The organism is Pseudomonas bharatica CSV86 (assembly GCF_000319305.2).
GTDB lineage: Bacteria > Pseudomonadota > Gammaproteobacteria > Pseudomonadales > Pseudomonadaceae > Aquipseudomonas > Aquipseudomonas bharatica.
In genome coordinates this window covers 14,958-34,559 of sequence record NZ_AMWJ02000005.1, presented here as the reverse complement: position 1 = coordinate 34,559, position 19,602 = coordinate 14,958, and the positions used below count along the sequence as shown (strand labels likewise).

9 protein-coding genes and 10 pseudogenes are annotated in these 19,602 nt (G+C 65.9%); 7 read left to right on the top strand and 12 right to left on the bottom strand.

Features of this window, described 5'->3' with window-relative positions:
• Positions 1–2: 2 nt before the first annotated feature.
• From CSV86_RS32355 to CSV86_RS32350, 3 genes and pseudogenes are all read right to left on the bottom strand, one after another.
• Complete coding sequence (locus tag CSV86_RS32355) at positions 3–359, bottom strand: alpha/beta fold hydrolase (RefSeq protein WP_240160640.1); 357 nt, start codon at positions 357–359, stop codon at positions 3–5.
• 84 nt (positions 360–443) lie between these two features.
• Entirely contained in the window at positions 444–1,154 is a 711-nt protein-coding gene (locus tag CSV86_RS29085; protein ID WP_311985900.1) for a LysR substrate-binding domain-containing protein, read from the bottom strand.
• A 56-nt stretch (positions 1,155–1,210) separates the two neighbouring features.
• Positions 1,211–1,374: pseudogene (locus CSV86_RS32350) on the bottom strand (helix-turn-helix domain-containing protein).
• A gap of 126 nt (positions 1,375–1,500) precedes the next feature.
• On the opposite strand from CSV86_RS32350, the pseudogene CSV86_RS29080 reads away from it, so the two are divergent.
• Positions 1,501–2,890, top strand: a pseudogene (locus tag CSV86_RS29080) (aldehyde dehydrogenase family protein).
• A 137-nt stretch (positions 2,891–3,027) separates the two neighbouring features.
• On the opposite strand, the pseudogene CSV86_RS29075 reads toward CSV86_RS29080, so the two are convergent.
• The 4 genes and pseudogenes from CSV86_RS29075 to glcC form a co-directional block, all read right to left on the bottom strand.
• Positions 3,028–4,457 (bottom strand): annotated as a pseudogene (locus CSV86_RS29075) (aldehyde dehydrogenase family protein).
• Positions 4,458–4,464: 7 nt separating this feature from the next.
• Positions 4,465–5,963, bottom strand: a pseudogene (locus CSV86_RS29070) (purine-cytosine permease family protein).
• A 72-nt stretch (positions 5,964–6,035) separates the two neighbouring features.
• Positions 6,036–6,437 carry a YybH family protein gene (locus CSV86_RS29065; protein WP_009407962.1) on the bottom strand — a complete coding sequence of 134 codons (402 nt, stop codon included), beginning with the start codon at positions 6,435–6,437 and terminating at the stop codon, positions 6,036–6,038.
• Between the two features lie 194 nt (positions 6,438–6,631).
• Entirely contained in the window at positions 6,632–7,390 is a 759-nt protein-coding gene (gene glcC / locus CSV86_RS29060) for a transcriptional regulator GlcC (protein ID WP_009407960.1), read from the bottom strand.
• A gap of 208 nt (positions 7,391–7,598) precedes the next feature.
• Here glcC and CSV86_RS29055 point away from each other — a divergent pair.
• The 6 genes and pseudogenes from CSV86_RS29055 to CSV86_RS29035 form a co-directional block, all read left to right on the top strand.
• Positions 7,599–8,775 (top strand): annotated as a pseudogene (locus CSV86_RS29055) (FAD-linked oxidase C-terminal domain-containing protein); the annotation flags it as partial.
• An 80-nt stretch (positions 8,776–8,855) separates the two neighbouring features.
• Positions 8,856–9,095 carry an FAD-linked oxidase C-terminal domain-containing protein gene (locus tag CSV86_RS33655; RefSeq protein WP_376699785.1) on the top strand — a complete coding sequence of 80 codons (240 nt, stop codon included), beginning with the start codon at positions 8,856–8,858 and terminating at the stop codon, positions 9,093–9,095.
• Complete coding sequence (gene glcE, locus CSV86_RS29050) at positions 9,095–10,147, top strand: glycolate oxidase subunit GlcE (RefSeq protein WP_009407957.1); 1,053 nt, start codon at positions 9,095–9,097, stop codon at positions 10,145–10,147. The genes CSV86_RS33655 and glcE overlap by 1 nt, the downstream gene beginning before the upstream one ends.
• A gap of 6 nt (positions 10,148–10,153) precedes the next feature.
• Positions 10,154–11,369, top strand: a pseudogene (gene glcF / locus CSV86_RS29045) (glycolate oxidase subunit GlcF).
• Between the two features lie 146 nt (positions 11,370–11,515).
• Positions 11,516–11,914, top strand: coding sequence for a heme-binding protein (locus CSV86_RS29040; protein WP_009407955.1), 399 nt, complete (start codon positions 11,516–11,518; stop codon positions 11,912–11,914).
• A gap of 28 nt (positions 11,915–11,942) precedes the next feature.
• A pseudogene (locus CSV86_RS29035) lies at positions 11,943–14,125 on the top strand (malate synthase G).
• Between the two features lie 111 nt (positions 14,126–14,236).
• On the opposite strand, the pseudogene treS reads toward CSV86_RS29035, so the two are convergent.
• The 5 genes and pseudogenes from treS to CSV86_RS32860 form a co-directional block, all read right to left on the bottom strand.
• Positions 14,237–16,299: pseudogene (gene treS, locus CSV86_RS29030) on the bottom strand (maltose alpha-D-glucosyltransferase).
• 166 nt (positions 16,300–16,465) lie between these two features.
• A pseudogene (gene metC / locus CSV86_RS32345) lies at positions 16,466–17,472 on the bottom strand (cystathionine beta-lyase).
• Positions 17,473–17,670: 198 nt separating this feature from the next.
• Positions 17,671–18,765, bottom strand: coding sequence for a methyl-accepting chemotaxis protein (locus CSV86_RS33650; protein WP_376699784.1), 1,095 nt, complete (start codon positions 18,763–18,765; stop codon positions 17,671–17,673).
• Positions 18,766–18,792: 27 nt separating this feature from the next.
• A pseudogene (locus CSV86_RS32335) lies at positions 18,793–19,268 on the bottom strand (methyl-accepting chemotaxis protein); the annotation flags it as partial.
• Entirely contained in the window at positions 19,202–19,591 is a 390-nt protein-coding gene (locus CSV86_RS32860; protein WP_283811629.1) for a methyl-accepting chemotaxis protein, read from the bottom strand. The pseudogene CSV86_RS32335 and the gene CSV86_RS32860, both read right to left, overlap by 67 nt.
• Between the last annotated feature and the right edge of the window lie 11 nt (positions 19,592–19,602).

Sequence of the window (19,602 nt, the reverse complement as noted above, 5' to 3'; positions counted from 1 at the left end):
GGTCACCCCCTTGAACTTGCCCAGCCCGGCCAGTTCCAGCAGGCCACGACGGACCGTGCCCGCTCCGGCTCGTCGGGACGGGCCGTGGTATCGAGCAAGGCCAGGCGCGCGACCCGCTCCGGCGCGCGGCGCAGGATTTCGAAGGCGACATAGCCACCCATGGACAGCGCGGCCAGGGCGAACCGCGGTGGCGCCTGCTCCAGCACGTGATCGGCCATGGCGACGATGGACTCGTGCTGGCTGAGGTCCGGGACCAGGATCTCGCGGTCGGATTCGAAGGTGGCCTGGGCGTGGGCCCACAGGCGATGGTCGTTGAGCAGGCCGGGAAGCAGGACGAGCGGGAGGTTGTTGCGGGACAACGGAAGGACTCCAGGGGTGACGCTTGGGATGAGGGGATAGTTTATACAGATGTGTCCGGTCGTGTTGGGGTGATCTCTCGGGCCTCATCGCTGGCAAGCCAGCTCCCACAGGGTTCTCTGTGGGAGCTGGCTTGCCAGCGATGAGGCCTCGAATACACCGTCAGGCCTCGATATCCAACACATCCCCCTTTCCCTGAGCAACTCGACAAAAGTGCTCAAGCACCGCGACATCATCCCTTCCTCCATACCAGCCAGGTGCGCAGATAGCGGAACCGCTCTGACAACGGCCAGACGCTCACGGTGCTGCACCCGGGCATGCTGTCGAGCATGCTGCGCGGCATCAGCGCCAGCCCGGCCCGGCACTGACGCAGGCAAGCATGCCGTGGTAGGACTCCATTTCCAGGATTTCCCCGGTACCGCGCCGTCCTGGGCGAACCAGCTTTCGAAGTGATGGCGGTACGAACAGTTGGCGCGGAACGCATAGATAGTCGAGCCATTGACCTCGGCGGCACGGGTAATGGCCCCATGGTTGAGCGGCGCGATCAGCACCATTTCCTCGATGAACACCGGCACGCCTTCCAGCGCCGGGTGCAGCACCGGCCCATCAACGAAGGCGGCGCTGAGCCGCCCGGCCAGCACACCATCGATCATCGCACCGGAAGGCCCGGTGCTGAGGTCCAGCTCGACCTTGGCATAGCTCTGGTTATAGGCCGCCAGCAACGCCGGAATGCGCACCGCCGCCGTGCTTTCCAGGGAACCGAGGGCGAACGGGCCCTGGGGTTCGTCGCCGGCCACGGTCTGCCGTGCTTCGCCGACCAGGTCGAGAATGCGCCGGGCATAGTCGAGGAAGGTCAGCCGGCCGGCGACAGGCGCAGGCGGCTTTTCTCGCGAATGAACAGGTCGACGCCCAGTTCTTCCTCCAGTTGGCGGATCCGCGTGTCAGGTTCGACGGCACCCGATGAATATGCTGGGCCGCCGCACTGATGCTGCCCTGCTCTGCCACGGCCTTGAACATCTCAAGCTGGACCAGATCCATACAATCATTCTCTCTGCGTGAATGTCTCGCTCATTATTATTCAGTTTAAGGGAAACATACAACGCAGTAGGCTTCGGTTCGTACTCCTTCCATCAGGACGCCGAGATGACCGTGATCAGCCACCAGACCCATGCCCTGTCGATCAACCCCGCCACCGGCGAACGGATCGGCCATTACCCCTATGAAAGCGATGCCGTGCTCGACGCCGCGCTGGCCCGGGCCGCTGCCGGCTACGCGGTGTGGCGCCGGACGCCGATCGAAGGCCGCGTGGGCCAGTTGCGTGCTCTGGCCGTTGCCCTGCGCGACAACGCCGAAACCATGGCGCTGATGATCACCAATGAAATGGGCAAGCCGATCGCCCAGGCCCGCGGCGAGATCGAGAAATGCGCCCAGCTCTGCGACTGGTACGCCGAAGCGGGCCCGGCCATGCTGGCGCCGGAGCCGCCCCGGTTCCGGTGGGCAAGGCCCGTATCGAATACCGTCCGCTTGGCCCGCTGCTGGCGGTGATGCCGTGGAACTTCCCGATCTGGCAGGTGCTGCGCGGCGCCGTTCCGGCCCTGCTGGCCGGCAACACCTACGTGCTCAAGCATGCGCCGAACGTGATGGGCAGTGCCTACCTGCTGCTGGATGCGTTCAAGCGTGCCGGCTTCCCCGAGGGCGTGTTCGAAGTGATCAACGTCACCCCGGATGGCGTGTCCAGGGCTATCGCCGACCCGCGCATCGCCGCCGTGACCCTGACCGGCAGCGTGCGCGCCGGTACCGCCATCGGCGCCCAGGCCGGTGCCGCGCTGAAGAAATGCGTGCTGGAGCTGGGTGGCTCCGACCCGTTCATCGTGCTCAACGATGCCAACCTGGATGAAGCGGTGAAGGCCGCGGTGATCGGCCGCTACCAGAACACCGGCCAGGTCTGCGCCGCTGCCAAGCGCCTGATCGTCGAGGAAGGCGTGGTCCAGGCCTTTACCGAGAAGTTCGTCGCGCTGACCCGCGAGCTGGTGATGGGCGACCCGCGCAATGCCGAGACCTATATCGGCCCCATGGCACGCTTCGACCTGCGCGACGAGCTCGACGGCCAGGTCCAGGCTACATTGGCCGAAGGCGCGACCCTGCTGCTGGGCGGTGGCAAGGTCGAGGGCGAAGGCAACTACTACCAGCCGACCGTGCTGGCCGATGTCACCGACCAGATGACCTCGTTCAAGCAGGAACTGTTCGGCCCGGTGGCCTCGATCATCACCGCCCGTGATGCGCGCATGCCCTGCAGCTGGCCAACGACAGCGAATTCGGCCTGGCCTCGACCATCTACACCGCCAATGTGGAACTGGCCGAGCGACTGGTGGAAGAACTGGACACCGGCGGTATCTTCATCAACGGCTACTGCGCCAGCGATCCACGGGTGACCTTCGGTGGCGTAAAGAAGAGTGGTTTCGGACGCGAGCTGTCGCACTTTGGCGTGCGTGAATTCTGCAATGCGCAGACGGTGTGGCTGGATCGGAACTGATCGTAACCAGGGCAAACGCAAAACCCCTGTGGGAGCTGGCTTGCCAGCGATAGGGCCGACCTGACAACATCTTTGTCAGTGCCGGCCTCATCGCTGGCAAGCCAGCTCCCACAAGGTTTATCACAGGCCTTGAGATATCACCCCAGGCAACGGGTCACATGCTTGACCGACTGATACGCCGACAACCCCCAAGGCCCAAGCTCACGGCCGATGCCGCTGCCCTTGGTGCCGCCCCATGACGTTTCGACGAACACCGCCTGGATCGAGTTGATCCACACATGCCCCACTTCCAGGGCATCGGCGACCCGCTCGGCACGCTCAAGATCAGCGCTGACCACCGTCGCCACCAGCCCGAAACGGCTGTCATTGGCCAGCGCGATCGCTTCTTCCTCGCTACGGAAACGCTGGCTGCACAGCACCGGCCCGAAGATTTCCTCTTTCCACAGGCGGCTGTGCGCCGGAACGTCGGCATACAGGGTCGGACTGACGAACCAGCCGGCCCGGTCCAGCGGCTCGCCGCCGGTCAGGCAGTCCAGGCCCTCTTCCTTCGCCACGGCGAAATAGGCCGCAACCTTCAGCCACTGCCCCTGGCTGGTCAGCGGGCCCATGTCGACGTCCTCGGTCAGCGGATTGCCGACCCGCAGCTTTTCCAGCGCCACCTTCAAGCGCGCCAGCAGCGCGTCGGCGATACCTTCCTGGATCAGCAAGCGCGAAGTGGCCGAGCACATCTGCCCGGCATTCCAGCAGATCCCGGCGACGATCCAGTCCACCGCCTGGTCCAGGTCGCAGTCATCGAACACCACGATGGCCGACTTGCCACCCAGTTCCAGGGTCACCGGCCGGCACTGCGCCGAGGCACTGCGCATGACCTGGCTACCGACGGTGTTGCTGCCGGTGAAGGACAGCTTGTCCAGACCGTTGTGGTTACTCAGGGCGATGCCCGTCTCGGCCTTGCCGACCACGATGTTCAGCACCCCCGCCGGCAGGCCCAGTTGCTCGGCGATCTGCCCGTAGCTCTGCTCGATCAGTGGCGTGACTCGGATGGCTTGAGTACCACGGTGCAACCGGCGGCCAGGGCTGGAGCCAGTTTCCAGGCGCTGGTCACCAGCGGGAAGTTCCACGGCACGATCAGGCCGACCACGCCCACCGGCTCCAGCCGGGTCCGGGCGCTGAAGCCCGGCGCGGCGAGGGCCACGTTGAAATCCTTGCGGGCCTGCTGCTCGATCAGGTCGGCGTAGTAAGTGAAGGTGGCGACCGCGTCGTCCAGGTCCACTTCGGCTTCATGGCGCGGTTTGCCGTTGTTGCGCATTTGCAGGGCGATCAGTTCCTCGCGGCGCAGGCCCAGGTGCTCGGCAAAACCGCGCAGGTAGCCGGCGCGGGTGGCCACGTCGAGGCCTTTCCAGGCCGGCAGCGCCTTGCGCGCGGCGGCCACCGCCTCGTCCACCTGGGCGGCCGTGGCCGCCAGCAGTTCGGCAAAAGGCTCGCCCAGTGAAGGGTCGAATACCTTGATGCAGTCGGCGCTGGCGCCATTCACCCAGCGGCCATCGATGTAATGAGTCATGTGCAGCTCCGGTTCAGGCCGTTTCGGCAGTGGTCAGCGACCTTTGCGCCGCTGGTTTGCGAAATACCCAGCGCGGGCCCTTGGGGCCATATACCGCGGCGGGCTCGGGAAGATATTGATCAGGGCCAGGTACAGCACGGCGGCCAGGCCCAGGGTGATCGGCAGGCTGATATCGATGCCGCCTGCCAGCTCGCCCAGGCTGCCAACGAACTGCCCGGGCAGGTTGACGAAGCACAGCCCGATGATCGCGCTGGGGATCCAGGCGCCCATGCCGCGCCAGTTCCAGCCATGGTGGAACCAGTAGTGGCCGCCACGCTCGCCACGGGTGAACACCTGCAGGTCATCGGCGTGGTAGAAGCCGCGACGGGTGATCAGGCCGAGGATCATGATCACCATCCACGGGCTGGTGCAGGTGATGATCAGCACGGCGAAGGTGGACACGCTCTGCACCAGGTTGAAGGTGAAGCGGCCAATGAAGATGAAGGCGATGGCAGCGACGCCGATCAGCAGGGTCGCCCCGGCGCGGCTGAGCAGGCGCGGGAACACGCTGGACATGTCCAGGCCGGTGCCATACAGCGCCGTGGTGCCGGTGGACATGCCGCCGATCACTGCGATCAGGCACACCGGCAGGAAGAACCAGGTGGGCGCCACGGCCAGCAGGCCGCCAACGTAGTTGTTCGCTTCGATGTACTGCGGCGCCTGGGTCGCCACCAGGGTCGCGGTGCACAGGCCGAACAGGAACGGGATCAGGGTGCCGACCTGCGCGGCGATCACCGCCAGCATGATCCGCGCCTTGGATGTTTCCCGCGGGATGTAGCGCGACCAGTCACCCAGGAAGGCACCGAAGGACACCGGGTTGCTCATGGCCAGCAGTGCCGAGCCGATGAAGGCCGCCCAGAAGCCCGGCTGGCCGAGGTTGACGCTGCCGGCGAAGCCCGCATCGAAAGGCCCGGCAAAGGCCAGGATGCCGAGCAGGAACAGGAGGCTGGAGGCCCATACCGCGATCTTGTTGACCCACAGCATGAAGCGGAAGCCGTGGATGCAGACGATCAGCACCAGCACCGCGAACAGGCCGTAGGCCAGGCCCAGGGTCAGGTCGGTTTCCGGCAACCCCGCCAGGCGCTTGGCACCGCCCACCAGGGCGTCGCCGGAGCTCCACACCGACAGCGAGAAGAACGCCACCGCGGTCAGCAGCGACAGGAACGAGCCGACGATACGCCCGTGCACACCGAAGTGCGCCCCGGACGACACCGCGTTGTTGGTGCCATTAAGCGCGCCGAACAGGCCCATGGGCGAAAGGATCAGCGCACCGACCCCGACGCCGAGCAGGATCGCCCAGACCCCGGCCTGGAACGACAGGCCGAACAGCACCGGGAAACTGCCCAGCACCGCCGTGGCGAAGGTATTGGCGCCGCCGAAGATCAGGCGGAAAAGATCTAGTGGCGAGGCATCGCGTTGGTTATCGGGAATCTGCTCGACCCCGTTGGTTTCGATCCCGGAGGAATGGCTCATGATGGTGCTCCAGCGCCTGTCTTGATTGTTGTTGAGTGCGTTGGCAGTAACGGCAAGGCCGTCGAAAAGGGCTCAGCTATCGCTCAGTGCCGACAGGTGCTCATGACAGGCCAGCCAGCGCCCGCCATGCAGGCGGAAGACGATGGTTTCCCGTTCCTGCAGGCGAAGCTCTTCGCCGCCGATGCGCAGGCGAGTGGCAACGTCATGCATGAAGATCGCCACGTCGCCCTGCAGGCTGACCTGGCCATTGCTCGACTGGCAGCCGAGCACGGCAAAGCCTTCGGCCTGCCACTCTGCCCACAGCTGCTCATAGGCGAGGCGTGACATCAGGGGCTGCGGGACGGTGTGGAACAGGAAGGTAGCGTCTTCGCTGAAGCAGGCGAAGTAGCGCTCGGCGTGGTTGCTGGCGAAAGCCTCGACCAGGGCGGCGGCGGCCTGCAGAACCTGGGTTTCGCGCGTAAGGATCGGATTCACGAGTGTGGCACTCACGGTTTTTGTAGTTGTCGTGAGGGATTCTGGCGAGGGGCCAGGGCCGGAAGAATCGCTGCGGGCAAATAATCAGTTCAGATTTTTCTAAACCTTTGATGGCCTCATCGCTGGCAAGCCAGCTCCCACAGGAACCCTGTGGGAGCTGGCTTGCCAGCGATGAGGCCGGATCAGGCAACATCCTACTCCCAGCCCTCCAACCGCATCGTCGCCCGCACCAGCCTTTGCTCTTCCTGCTCGATCTCCCGCAGGTTGTCCCTGATGCTTCCCAGGTGCTCCCGCGCTGCCCGCTGTGCCTGCTCCGGCTGCTGTTCCATCACGGCGTGGTACAGCCGCGCGTGCTGGCGGTCGATCTGGCGTTTCTGCGCCGGGCGGCAGTAGAGGTTGTTCACCGAGGCGAACACGGTACTGAGCATCAGGTCGTTGAGCCCCTGCAGCGTATGCACCAGCACCGGGTTGTGCGAGGCCTCGCTGATGGCGCGGTGGAAGGCGTGATCGAGACGGGCCTGCTCGCGGGCATCCTGCTCCTGGGCGCCGGACATTTCATCGAAGCGGCGCTTGATCAGCAGGCGGTCGACCTCCGTGGCACGCAACGCCGCCAGCCGCGCCGATTCGCCTTCCAGCAGCGCGCGCACTTCCAGCAGGTCGAACAGGGTCCGCGGCTGCGAGGCGAACAGGTGCATCAACGGCGTGGTGTCATCGGCCCGGCTCAGGTCGGCGACATAGGAGCCACGCCCATGTTCGGTCTCGACGATTCCCCGCCCACGCAGGATCCGCAACCCCTCGCGCAGGGCCGAGCGCGAACAGCCCAGCTTGTCCACCAGGCGTCGCTCAGAGGGCAGCGCCTGCCCGACCTTGAGCACGCCATCGACGATCAGCTTCTCGATACGCTCGGCCACCTGGTCGGCGACCTGCCTCTTTGCGGGAGTGACATCGGTCATTGAAGAATGCCTATAACTGGTAGGACCAGTACAAATACTGCGATGACTTCTTCCGGAGTCCAGGGCTGAAACCGCTGATATAGCTACCTTAGGGAACACACCCTGACAAAAACTGGTAGGACCAGTGTGCTTCCACATCGACGGGCAACGCGCCGGGCGAGCAGTCTGGCAGGCGTTCAGCCAATAACAAGACCGGACGCCCCAGCCAATGAACATCCTTTACGACGAACGCGTGGATGGTGCCCTGCCCGCCGTGGACAAGCCCCGCCTGCTGGCGCAACTGCGCCAGGCCCTGCCCGACCTGGAGATCCTCCACCGCGCCGAAGACCTGCGCCCCTACGAGTGCGACGGCCTCTCCGCCTACCGCGTGGTGCCGCTGATGGTGGTACTGCCGGAGCGCCTGGAACAGGTGCAGACCCTGCTGCGCCTGTGCCACGCCAATCGGGTGCCGGTGGTGGCCCGTGGCGCCGGCACCGGCCTGTCCGGCGGCGCGCTGCCCCTGGAAAAGGGCATCCTGCTGGTGATGGCACGCTTCAACCGGATCATCGAGGTCAACCCGCAAGGCCGCTTCGCTCGGTCCAGCCGGGGTGCGCAATCTGGCGATTTCCCAGGCCGCCGCGCCCCACGGCCTGTACTACGCGCCCGATCCGTCCTCGCAGATCGCCTGCTCCATCGGTGGCAACGTGGCCGAGAACGCCGGCGGGGTGCATTGCCTCAAGTACGGTTTGACCGTGCATAACCTGCTGCGGGTCGACATCCTCACCGTCGAGGGCGAGCACCTGACCCTGGGCAGCGACGCCTTGGATTCGCCAGGCTTCGACCTGCTCGCGCTGTTCACCGGCTCCGAAGGCATGCTCGGCATCGTCACCGAAGTCACCGTCAAGCTGCTGCCCAGGCCGCAGGTGGCGCGGGTGCTGCTGGCCAGCTTCGACTCGGTGGAACAGGCCGGGCGTGCGGTGGCCGATATCATCGCCGCCGGGATCATTCCCGGTGGCCTGGAAATGATGGACAACCTGTCGATCCGCGCCGCCGAGGACTTCATCCACGCCGGCTACCCGGTGGACGCCGCAGCCATGCTTCTGTGCGAGCTGGATGGCGTCGAGGCCGACGTTCACGACGACTGCGCGCGGGTCGACGCGGTACTGCGCCAGGCCGGCGCCAGCGACGTGCGCCTGGCCCGCGACGAAGCCGAGCGCGTGCGCTTCTGGGCCGGGCGCAAGAACGCCTTCCCGGCGGTCGGGCGGATTTCCCCGGACTACTACTGCATGGACGGCACCATTCCGCGCCGCGAATTGCCCGCGGTGCTGCGCGGCATCGAAACGCTGTCGCAGGCGTTCGGCCTGCGGGTAGCCAACGTCTTCCATGCCGGCGACGGCAACATGCACCCGCTGATCCTCTTCGATGCCAACCAGCCGGGTGAACTGGAGCGCGCCGAAGCCCTCGGGCGAAGATCCTCGAACTGTGCGTGGCGGTCGGCGGCAGCATCACCGGCGAACACGGCGTCGGCCGGGAAAAGATCAACGCCATGTGCGCCCAGTTCAGCAGCGACGAAATCACCCTGTTCCACGCGGTCAAGCAGGCCTTCGATCCCCTGGGCCTGCTCAACCCCGGCAAAAACATCCCGACCCTGCACCGTTGCGCCGAATTCGGCTCGATGCATGTCCACCAGGGGAAGCTGCCCTTTCCCGAACTGGAGCGCTTTTGATGAACCTCGATCACGACAACAGCGCGGCCCTGCTGGAACAGGTCGCGCAGGCCCTGAACGACGGTGTCGCCCTGCGTATCCAGGGTGGCGATACCAAGGCCCTGCTCGGACGTCGCACCCGTGGCGAACTGCTCGACACCCGCAGCCATCGCGGCATCGTCAGCTATGACCCCACCGAGCTGGTACTGAGCGCCCGCGCCGGCACACCGCTGGCGGAAATCGAGGCGGCGTTGCAGGCCAAGGGGCAGATGCTGCCGTTCGAGCCCCCGCATTTCGGCGCTGGCGCCACCCTGGGCGGCGCCATCGCCAGCGGCCTGTCGGGGCCGCGCCGACCCTGGTCGGGCGCGGCGCGCGATCATGTACTCGGCACCCGCCTGATCACGGGCCACGGCAAGCTGCTGCGCTTCGGCGGCGAAGTCATGAAGAACGTCGCCGGCTATGACCTGTCGCGCTTGATGGCGGGCAGCTTCGGCTGCCTCGGGCTGCTCACCGAAGTATCGATCAAGGTGCTGCCCAAGCCACGCGCCTGCGTCAGCCTCAGGCTGGAGATGGACGCCGGCGAAGCACTGGAGGAGCTGGCCCAGTGGGGCCAGCAACCTGTCCCGATCAGCGCCGCCTGCCACGACGGCGAGTACCTGCACCTGCGCCTGGAAGGTGGCGAGGGCTCGGTGAAATCCGCCTGCCAGCGCCTCGGAGGCGAGCACATCGACAGCGCTTACTGGACGCAACTGCGCGAGCGGCAACTGCCATTCTTCGCCAGCACTCGGCCGCTCTGGCGCCTGTCCCTGCCCAATGCCACGCCCTTGCTCGACCTGCCCGGCGAGCAATTGCTGGACTGGGCCGGGGCACAGCGCTGGCTGCTTTCGGACGCGCCCGCCGAGGACATCCGTCGGCAGGTAAGTGCCGCCGGCGGCCATGCGACCCGCTACGGCCCTGACGAAACGCCGTTCCAGCCCTTGCCCGCGCTGCTGTTGCGCTATCACCAGAACCTGAAGAAGCAGCTCGACCCCCGGGGCATCTTCAACCCTGGCCGACTCTATGCGGAGGTCTGAAACGCCATGCAAACCCAACTGAGCGAACACGCCAGGCAACTGCCCCGGGCCGCCGAGGCCGAACGTATCCTGCGTTCCTGCGTGCATTGCGGTTTCTGCACCGCCACCTGCCCGACCTACCAGTTGCTGGGCGACGAACTCGATGGCCCGCGCGGGCGCATCTACCTGATCAAGCAGGTGCTGGAAGGCCAGGACGTCACCCGCAGTACCCGGGACCACCTGGACCGCTGCCTGTCCTGCCGCAACTGCGAAACCACCTGCCCGTCCGGCGTCGAATACCACAACCTGCTGGATATCGGCCGCGCGGTGGTCGAGGAGCAGGTGCCGCGCGGCCTTGGCGAACGCCTGCTGCGCCACGGGCTGCGCACGCTGGTGCCCAACCCCGTGGTGTTCAAGGCACTGACCCGCACCGGCCAGGTGTTCCGTCCGTTGCTGCCGGAGCACCTGCAGGCCAAGTTGCCCCGCCACCCCGTGCCGGCCAAGGCGCGACCGGCCAACCAGCATCCGCGCAAGGTGCTGATGCTGGAAGGGTGCGTGCAGCCATCGCTGTCGCCCAACACCAATGCGGCCGCCGCACGGGTGCTGGATCGCCTCGGCATCAGCGTGGTCGTGGCACGGGAGGCTGGCTGCTGCGGTGCTATCGACTACCACCTCAATGCCAGGAACAAGGCTTGCAGCGGGCACGGCGGAACATCGACGCCTGGTGGCCAGCGATCGAGGCCGGGGCCGAGGCCATCGTCCAGACCGCCAGTGGTTGCGGCGCTTTCGTCCGCGACTACGGGCACCTGCTGGAACAGGATCCGGCCTATGCCGCCAAGGCGGCACGGGTCAGCGCGCTGAGCCGCGACCTGGCCCAAGTACTGGGTGCCGAGCCACTGGAGCGCCTGGGGATTCATGCCGAACGGCGCCTGGCCGTTCACTGCCCGTGCACCCTGCAACATGCGTTGAAACTGGGCGGGGCGGTAGAAGCGATCCTCCAGCGCCTGGGTTTCAGCCTCACTGCCGTGAGCGACGGCATCTGTGTTGCGGCTCGGCGGGCACCTATTCGCTGACCCAGCCGGAGCTGTCGCGGCGCTTGCGCGACAACCGCCTGAATGCGCTGGAGGCCGGCAATCCGGAAGTCATCGTCACCGCCAACATCGGTTGCCAGACCCACCTCGACGGGGCCGGGCGCACGCCGGTGCGGCATTGGATCGAGCTGGTGGAAGAAGCACTGGCATAAGCGATATGCGGCCCCTGTGGGAGCGGCGGTTCGGCGGTCCGATTTACCCGCGATGACATCGGTGAATTCACCATCGTAATCGCGGGTAAACCCGCTCCCACAGGGTCCGCGTATCGCTGTCGAACGTCGTTAAAAGGAGAACTCTCATGCAGCAAAAAGCAGTCCTGGAAAACACCGACGTCGCCCGTCTCCTCGCCGCTGCCCGCGACGAGGCCCGGCGCAACGCGTGGAACGTCACCATCGCCATCGTCGACGACGGCGGCCATCTCCTGGCCCTGGAACGCCTCGATGGCTGCGCACCGATCAGCGCCTATATCGCCACCGAAAAAGCCCGCTCGGCCGCACTGGGCCGGCGCGAAACCAAGGGTTACGAGGAGATGGTCAACAACGGCCGCACCGCTTTCGTCAGCGCACCGCTGCTGACCTCGCTCGAAGGCGGCGTGCCGGTGCTGGTCCAGGGCCAGGTGGTCGGCGCCGTAGGCGTGTCCGGGGTGAAGGCGGACCAGGATGCACAGGTGGCGGCGGCAGGCGTCGCCGGGCTTTGAACCGAACATTTACCAAGGAGTACTGGCCGTGAACCAGCGTATTGCCAGCCACCGGTTGCAGGTGGCGGAAAACCTCAAGCGATTCATCGATGACGAAGTCCTGCCGGGCACCCCTGTGGAGCCGGCACGCTTCTGGCCGGCTTCGACCAGTTGGTCCACGACCTGGCACCGAAGAACCGCGCCCTGCTGGCCGAGCGGGACCGCCTCCAGGCGTTGCTGGACACCTGGCACCGCGAACACCCGGGCCCGGTCACGGACCTGCCGGGCTACCAGGCGTTTCTCGAAGACATCGGCTACCTGGTGGCGCAACCCGCCAGCGTGAAGGTCACCACCACCCAGGTCGACCACGAAATCACCGCCCAGGCCGGGCCGCAATTGGTGGTTCCGGTGATGAACGCGCGCTATGCCCTGAACGCGGCCAATGCGCGCTGGGGCTCGCTGTACGACGCGCTGTATGGCACCGACATGATCGACGAGGCGGACGGCGCACAGAAAAGCGGCGGCTACAACCCGACCCGCGGCGCCAGGGTAGTGGCCTGGGCCAAGGCGTTTCTCGACCAGGTATTTACCCTTGAAGACGCGTCCCACGCCGACGCGGTGGCCTATCGCGTGGTTGCAGGGACGTTGCAGGTTGCCCTTGCCGATGGCCGGGATACGGCGCTGAAAAACCCTGCGCAATTTGCCGGCCATCAAGGCGCCGCCGAGGCCCCGGACGCGGTCCTCCTGCAAAACCATGCCCTGCATATCGAATTGCAGATCGACCGCACCAGCCCCATCGGCGCGACCGACCCGGCCGGGCTCAAGGACCTGCTGGTGGAATCGGCGATCACCACCATCATGGACTGCGAAGACTCGGTGGCCGCCGTGGATGCCGAGGACAAGGTGCTGGTCTATCGCAACTGGCTGGGCCTGATGAAAGGCGACCTGAGCGAAGCGGTAAGCAAGGGCGGCAAGACCTTCTCGCGCACGCTCAACCCGGACCGCCGCTACCACGGGCGGGACGGCAAGGAGCTGGTCCTGCCCGGCCGCTCGCTGCTGTTCGTGCGCAATGTCGGCCACCTGATGAGCAATCCGGCGATCCTCGACCAGGACGGCGCGGAAATCCCCGAGGGCATCCTCGATGCGGTGGTCACCAGCCTCGCCGCCCTGCACGACCTCCAGCGCAAGGGCAACTCGCGCACCGGCAGCGTCTATATCGTCAAGCCGAAGATGCACGGGCCGCAGGAAGTGGCCTTTGCCAACGAGCTGTTCGGCCGTGTCGAGGACCTGCTCGGCCTGCCGCGCCACACCCTGAAGATGGGCATCATGGACGAGGAACGGCGCACCAGCGTCAACCTCAAGGCCTGCATCGCCGAGGCGGCGCAGCGGGTGGTGTTCATCAACACCGGCTTCCTCGACCGCACCGGCGACGAGATGCACAGCGCCATGCAGGCCGGCGCCATGCTGCGCAAGGGCGATATGAAAGGCAGCGCCTGGATCCAGGCCTACGAGCGCAGCAACGTGCTGGTCGGCCTGGCCTGCGGCCTGCGCGGACGGGCGCAGATCGGCAAGGGCATGTGGGCCATGCCGGACCTGATGGCGGCGATGTTCGAACAGAAGATCGCCCATCCGCAGGCCGGCGCCAACACCGCCTGGGTGCCCTCGCCCACCGCCGCTACCCTGCATGCCCTGCACTATCACCAGGTGGATGTGCAGCAGGTCCAGGCCGGGCTCGAAGCCATCGATGCCGATGCCGAGCGCACGGCGTTGCTGCATGGCCTGCTGAGCGTTCCGGTCAGCGCCTCGCGGGACTGGAGCGCCACGGATATCCAGGCGGAACTGGACAACAATTGCCAGGGCATCCTCGGCTACGTGGTGCGCTGGGTGGAACAGGGCGTGGGTTGCTCCAAGGTGCCGGATATCCATGATGTCGGCCTGATGGAAGACCGCGCGACCCTGCGCATCTCGGCGCAGCACATCGCCAACTGGCTGCACCACGGCGTGGTCGATGCCGCGCAGGTGCGCAACACCCTGGAGCGCATGGCGGCGGTGGTTGACGGGCAGAATGCCGGCGACCCGGCGTACCGGCCGATGGCGCCTGGGTTCGATGCCTCGCACGCATTCCGGGCGGCCTGTGACCTGGTGTTCAAGGGCGTGGAGCAGCCGAGCGGCTATACCGAGCCGTTGTTGCATGCCTGGCGGCGGCGGTTCAAGGAAGACGTCAGCAGGTAATCAAAGGGTAAGGCTGATGGCCCTATCGCTGGCAAGCCAGCTCCCACAGGGTTCGCGGCGCACGCCATACCTGTGGGAGCTGGCTTGCCAGCGATGGGGCCGGCACTGTCATCACAAATGCCCGCTACTGCTGACGATCCGCAACGACAACGCTTCGTACGGATCCAGGTTGATCAGCAGGCGCCCGTCCTCGTGCAGGTCGCCTTCCAGCGTTTCGCCCAGCATGTCCACCACCGGCCGGGGTGAAGCCTTCCAGGACGATCTCCTCGGAGATCACCTCGCTACCGAAGTTCAGCGCCGTCAGTTGCGTGCCCTTCCCGGCCGGCAATTCATGGACCATGACCAGCAACCCCGGATGCTGCACCTCAGGCACCAACACCTGGCGACTGCTGGCTATGCCATAGGCCTGGCGCACCGCCAGGACTTTCTTTACCCGGCTGGCAAAAGAGTCGGGCTGCTGCAATTGGCTGGACAAACTGCCATACAGCGAGCGCGCCCGAGGCATGCCGCGCAGCGATTCGTCAGCCTGCGGCGCCAGGTCCACCAGGTCGTAGCCACCGCGATGGATCCAGCGGGTGTCGCCATCGGCCATGCGCTCGGCGACCTGCCCGGCTTCCAGCGGCAAGGCGCCGATCAGGTCCCAGCCCGACAACGCCACTACCCCAGGCTGCATGGCGTTGTAGATCACCAGCAGCAGGTGGATCTTCTGGATCAGCGCCAGTTGCTCGGCGGTGATCAGGCCCAGGTCACGGATTCCCAGCGCTGCGGTGATGATGCTCACCGTGGTGCACGACACCCCATTGGTCACGAAGCGCAGGTTGTACGGGGCATGCTCGCCCGACAGCCGCTCGTACATTTCCTCGCGGATATGCTCGCGCAGGATGCTGCCGGGGAAGGTCTGGCCCTTGTAGAGGAACATGTCGTTGGCGTGCAGGGTCCAGAAATGCACCAGTTCGATGGTCAGTTCGTCGTGGTTCTGCAGGGCGTGGATCAGCGAGGCAGGGTCGATGCCGAAGCGGTGCATTTCGCCGAGCATCAGGCGCAGGAAGCTGGCGTCGCCGGTGAGCAGCGCGTGCTGGTAGGCCGGACGGGTAACGAAGTCGTAGGACAGGTCGGCGCCGCCTTTGGACATCTGGGCGATGTCATCGAGGGTCAGGTTGAGTTCCTGGAAGCTGAAGGCACCGGCCTTGCGAATCATGCCGCCGAGGATCTGGTTGCCGGTCAGCGACAGCGGGTGGCTTTCCGACCAGGCGGTGTCGTTGGGGCGCATTTCCACGCCGAGGAAGCCGTTGGCGTCCAGGCGCAGGCCGCGGGCACCGAGGCAGTCGATGGCATGCAGGGCATCGCCGATGATCAGTTGCTGGGCGGCGAAGGTCGGGTCAAGCCAGTTCAGCGACGGCTGGCCTTCCTTGAAGTAATGCAGGTAGACCCAGCGCCGGGTCTTGCCGTCGGCGCCGGTGACCGCCGGGGTGGCGCTCCAGTCGGTTTCCTTGACCCCGGGCTCGAAGAAGATCACCCGCTGCAACTGGCCGACGATGTAGTGCCGCTGCTTGAGTTCATCGCACTGGGCCGGGCTGAGGTTGACCGCATCGCGCCCGGCGGCACGTCCGGCAGCAGGCCCCAGTCTTCCTCGCGGATCTCGACCATGTGGTAGATGCCCGGTATTCCTCATGGCCCAGTTCCGCCAGGCGGAAATCGGCGCCCTTGCCGGTGTGGGAAGGAATCAGGTCATCGATGGTCACGGCGTTGTGCGCCGCCGCCATGCGGCTCAGGTGCACCAGTTGCTCCTCGCTGCCATAGAGCGGGTCGATATCGAAACTGATGCGGTCGAAGTTGCCGTCGACACTGGGGGTGAACTCACGGCCGCTGATACCGCCCGAGCGCTTGATCGGGCCGGTATGCATGCCCTGCACGCCCAGTTCGGACAGGGCTTTCCACAGGCTGTCGGCGCCGAGGGCGTCGAGCACGCTGGCGTCCTCGGGGGCGATGATCGAGTCGGGGTAGACCGTCAGCCACACCGAGGCGATCTCGATGGCCCGCCGCGGCCGCGCCTCGGCATAGGGGTTCATCCACAGCCGGGACTGCCCGGCATAGCTGCGCGCCCGGTCCCGGGCCGCCTTGAGCATGGATTGCGCCACCAGCCATTCCACATAGTCGCGGTTTGCAGCCGTCATTACCGCCTCCTCAGCAGCAGGGTCGTTGCTAACTCTGACGGTACGGCGACGCAAACGTTCTGATGGAAGTGATGCGGCGCCATGGAGCCTCAGCCAGCCAGGCGATCGAGCCCGGCGCGCAGGTCGCGCTTGAGGTCTTCCATGCCTTCCAGGCCGATCTGCAACCTCAGCGCCAACCCGCCAGGGGCCCAACGGGTGGCGGTGCGGTAGCCGCTGCAGTCGAAGGAATGACCAGGCTCTCGAACCCGCCCCAGGAATAACCCATGCCGAAGATTTCCAGGTGATCGAGCATATGGGCCAGGTTGCGCTTGCTGTAGCCGGGCTTGAGGATCACCGAGAACAACCCGGTGGAGCCGGTGAAATCACGCTTCCAGATCTCATGCCCCGGGCATTCCGGGAAGGCCGGATGCAGCACCGTGGCAACCTCGGCCTGCGCGGCCATCCAGTGGGCCATTTCCAGCCCGCGGCGCTGCGCTTCTTCAAGGCGCAGGTGCAGGGTGCGCAGGCCGCGCAAGGCCAGGAAGCAATCCTCGGCCCCTGGCAGCATGGCCATGGCGTCGTAGGTTTTGCGCAGTGCCGGCCAGGTTTCGGCATTGGCCGTGACCAGCCCCATCAGTAGGTCGGAATGCCCGCCCAGGTACTTGGTCCCGCCTCCACGGCCAGGTCGCAGCCGTGTTCATGGGCACGGAAGAACACCGGCGTGGCCCAGGTGTTGTCGATGATGGTCTTGATCCCGCGCGACCTGGCCACGGCGGTAATGGCCGGTACGTCCTGGACTTCGAAGGTCTGCGAGCCGGGGGACTCAAGGAAGATGGTCGAGGTGTTGGGTTTGAGCAATGCAACGATACCGGCGCCCACCAGCGGGTCGTAGTAGGTCACCTCGACGCCGAACCTCTTCACCAGGTTGTCGCAGAGCATGCGGGTCGGCTGGTAGGTGGAGTCAGGCATCAGCAGGTGGTCGCCGCTTTTCAGCGTGGTGAACAGCGCCAGCGCCAGGGCGCCAAGCCCGGACGGCGACATTACCGTGCCTGCCGCACCGGACAGTGCGCTCCAGGCATTTTCCAGCGCCTCGATGGTCGGCGTGCCCTTGGTCCCGTAGGTGTAGCGGCCGCGGTTCGCCTCGAGGTCGGCCAGGGTCTTGAACACCACGGTGGAGCCGCGGAACACCGGCATATTGACGAAGCCGTGCTGCATGTCGTGGTCACGGCCCAGGCGGGTCAGTTGCGTGGCGAGGGAAAAGGCGTCGTTGGAATCGGTCATCAGCGGCTCATGGTCATTCAACCCGGGACATGCCGCCATGCGCACATGGCGGCGGTTGCCCTACTGATACCCCATCCGGCGCGACAAATCGACAGGCAGGCGCGAAAGCCTTCACAGCCGGAAGCGTTGTACCTGGTCGTTCAAGACCTCGCCCAGCCCGGCCATTTCGACACTGGCCGCGCTGACCTGCCCGCTTGCGGCATGGGCCTGGTCGGCGATGTTGCGTACGCTGAGCACGCTGCGGTTGATTTCCTCGGCGACCGCGCCCTGCTGTTCGGCCGCCGTGGCGATCTGCTGGGTCATGCCCTGGATGCCGCTCATGCGGGTGGTGATCCTGCCCAGCGCCTGGCCGGCGTCGCGCGCCAGTCTGACGCTTTCGCCGGTCAGGTCGCGGCTGGCCTCCATGCGCTGCACCGCCTGCTGGGTGCCCTGCTGCAGGGCGGCGATCAGCACTTCGATGTCTTCGGTCGATTGCTGGGTGCGCTGGGCAAGGCCGCGGACTTCATCGGCGACCACCGCGAAGCCGCGCCCTGCTTCGCCGGCCCGGGCCGCCTCGATCGCCGCGTTCAGGGCCAGCAGGTTGGTTTGCTCGGCCACCGCCTTGATCACATCGAGCATGCCGCCAATCCGGCTGCTTTCCCGCGCCAGGCTGCCGACCGCTTCACCGGTCAGTTCCACTTCCCTGGCCAGGGATTCGATCTGCACCACCGCACCGGCGACCACCTGTGCACCGCTGGCGGCCTCCTCTGCCGCCTGGTCTACGCTGCGCGCCGTTTCCACGGCGTTGCGCGCCACGTCCTGGATCGAGGTGGTCATTTCGTGCATGGCCGTGGCCACCTGTTCGGTTTCCAGCTTCTGCTCGTTGGCGCTGGCGGCGGTCTGCCGGGTAATCGCCGCCAGTTCCCCGGTGGCGCTGCCGATACGCGATGCCCCCTCGCCGATGTGCCCGATCAGCCCCCTCAGGCTATCGGTCATGCGCTGCAGGGCCGTTTGCAACTGGCCGATTTCATCCGTGCGTTGCACCAGCGCCTGGTGGCTCAGGTCGCCACTGGCGATGCGCTGCACGTTGTGCAAAGCACTGCGCAGGGGCGGCACGATCTGCCGGGTAATGAGCAATGCCCCCAGCACGCCGAAGACCAGCGCCAGGACCAGGCCGCTGGTCAGCGTCCAGGCCGCCTCGCGGGTATCCTCCTCGCGCAGTTGCATCTGGTGTTCGTAGAGTTCCTGGCTGATGCGCACCAGCGCATCGCCGTCATTCTGTACGTGCAGGGTGGTGGCGCTGGCCTGGGCCAGGGCCGCTTGATGGCTGTCCAGCGACTGCCGGTAGGTGCGCATGGCGCGTTCAAGTTCGTTGAATAGCGTGGCATCCGTGTTTCCCAGGACTTCGCGTACCGGGGCCAGGCTGGCGAGCGCCGCATCGATGGCGCCGGTTGCCGCGGAGTACTGCTTGGATTGGCGCCGTAGGTATAGGCGCGGGTCTCGAAACGTGCATAGAGAAACTGCATCTGCACGTCCTTGATCGCCTTGTACAGTTCGAGGCGGCGTTCACTGGAGTAGCCTTCGCCCTCCAGGAACGCATTCAGCTGGTCCAGGCCTTTCAAGGCCTGGTCGCCGCTGAGGCGCCGGGTGGCCCGCGCCTCCTCTATCTGCCGGTAGGCCTTTTCCAGCTCACCGATGTTCGCCTGGTAAGCGGCAAGGTGCCGGGCCATTCTCCTCGATTCGCTGCCTGTTCTGCTCCTGGGTGAAGAAATACCCAGTGCTTCCAGGTGCGGGCGACCTGCCGGATCTTCTCCTTCAGCTCGTTGGCCGCTTGCCCGCCGCCTTCGCTCTCGACGAACGCGCTGCGCTCCTGGCGCAACTTCGAGAAATCGTCCATCAGCCGATTCACGGCGCTCATTCGGTCCATGCGATAGGAAAGGCTGTCGATCGCATGCCGGCCGGCGCAGAAGATCAGCACGCTCATCAGGCATAACAGACCGAAGCCGATCATCAGCTTCCGGGCGACAGGGAGGTTGGCAAGCCAGCTGAACATATCCGTGCGTC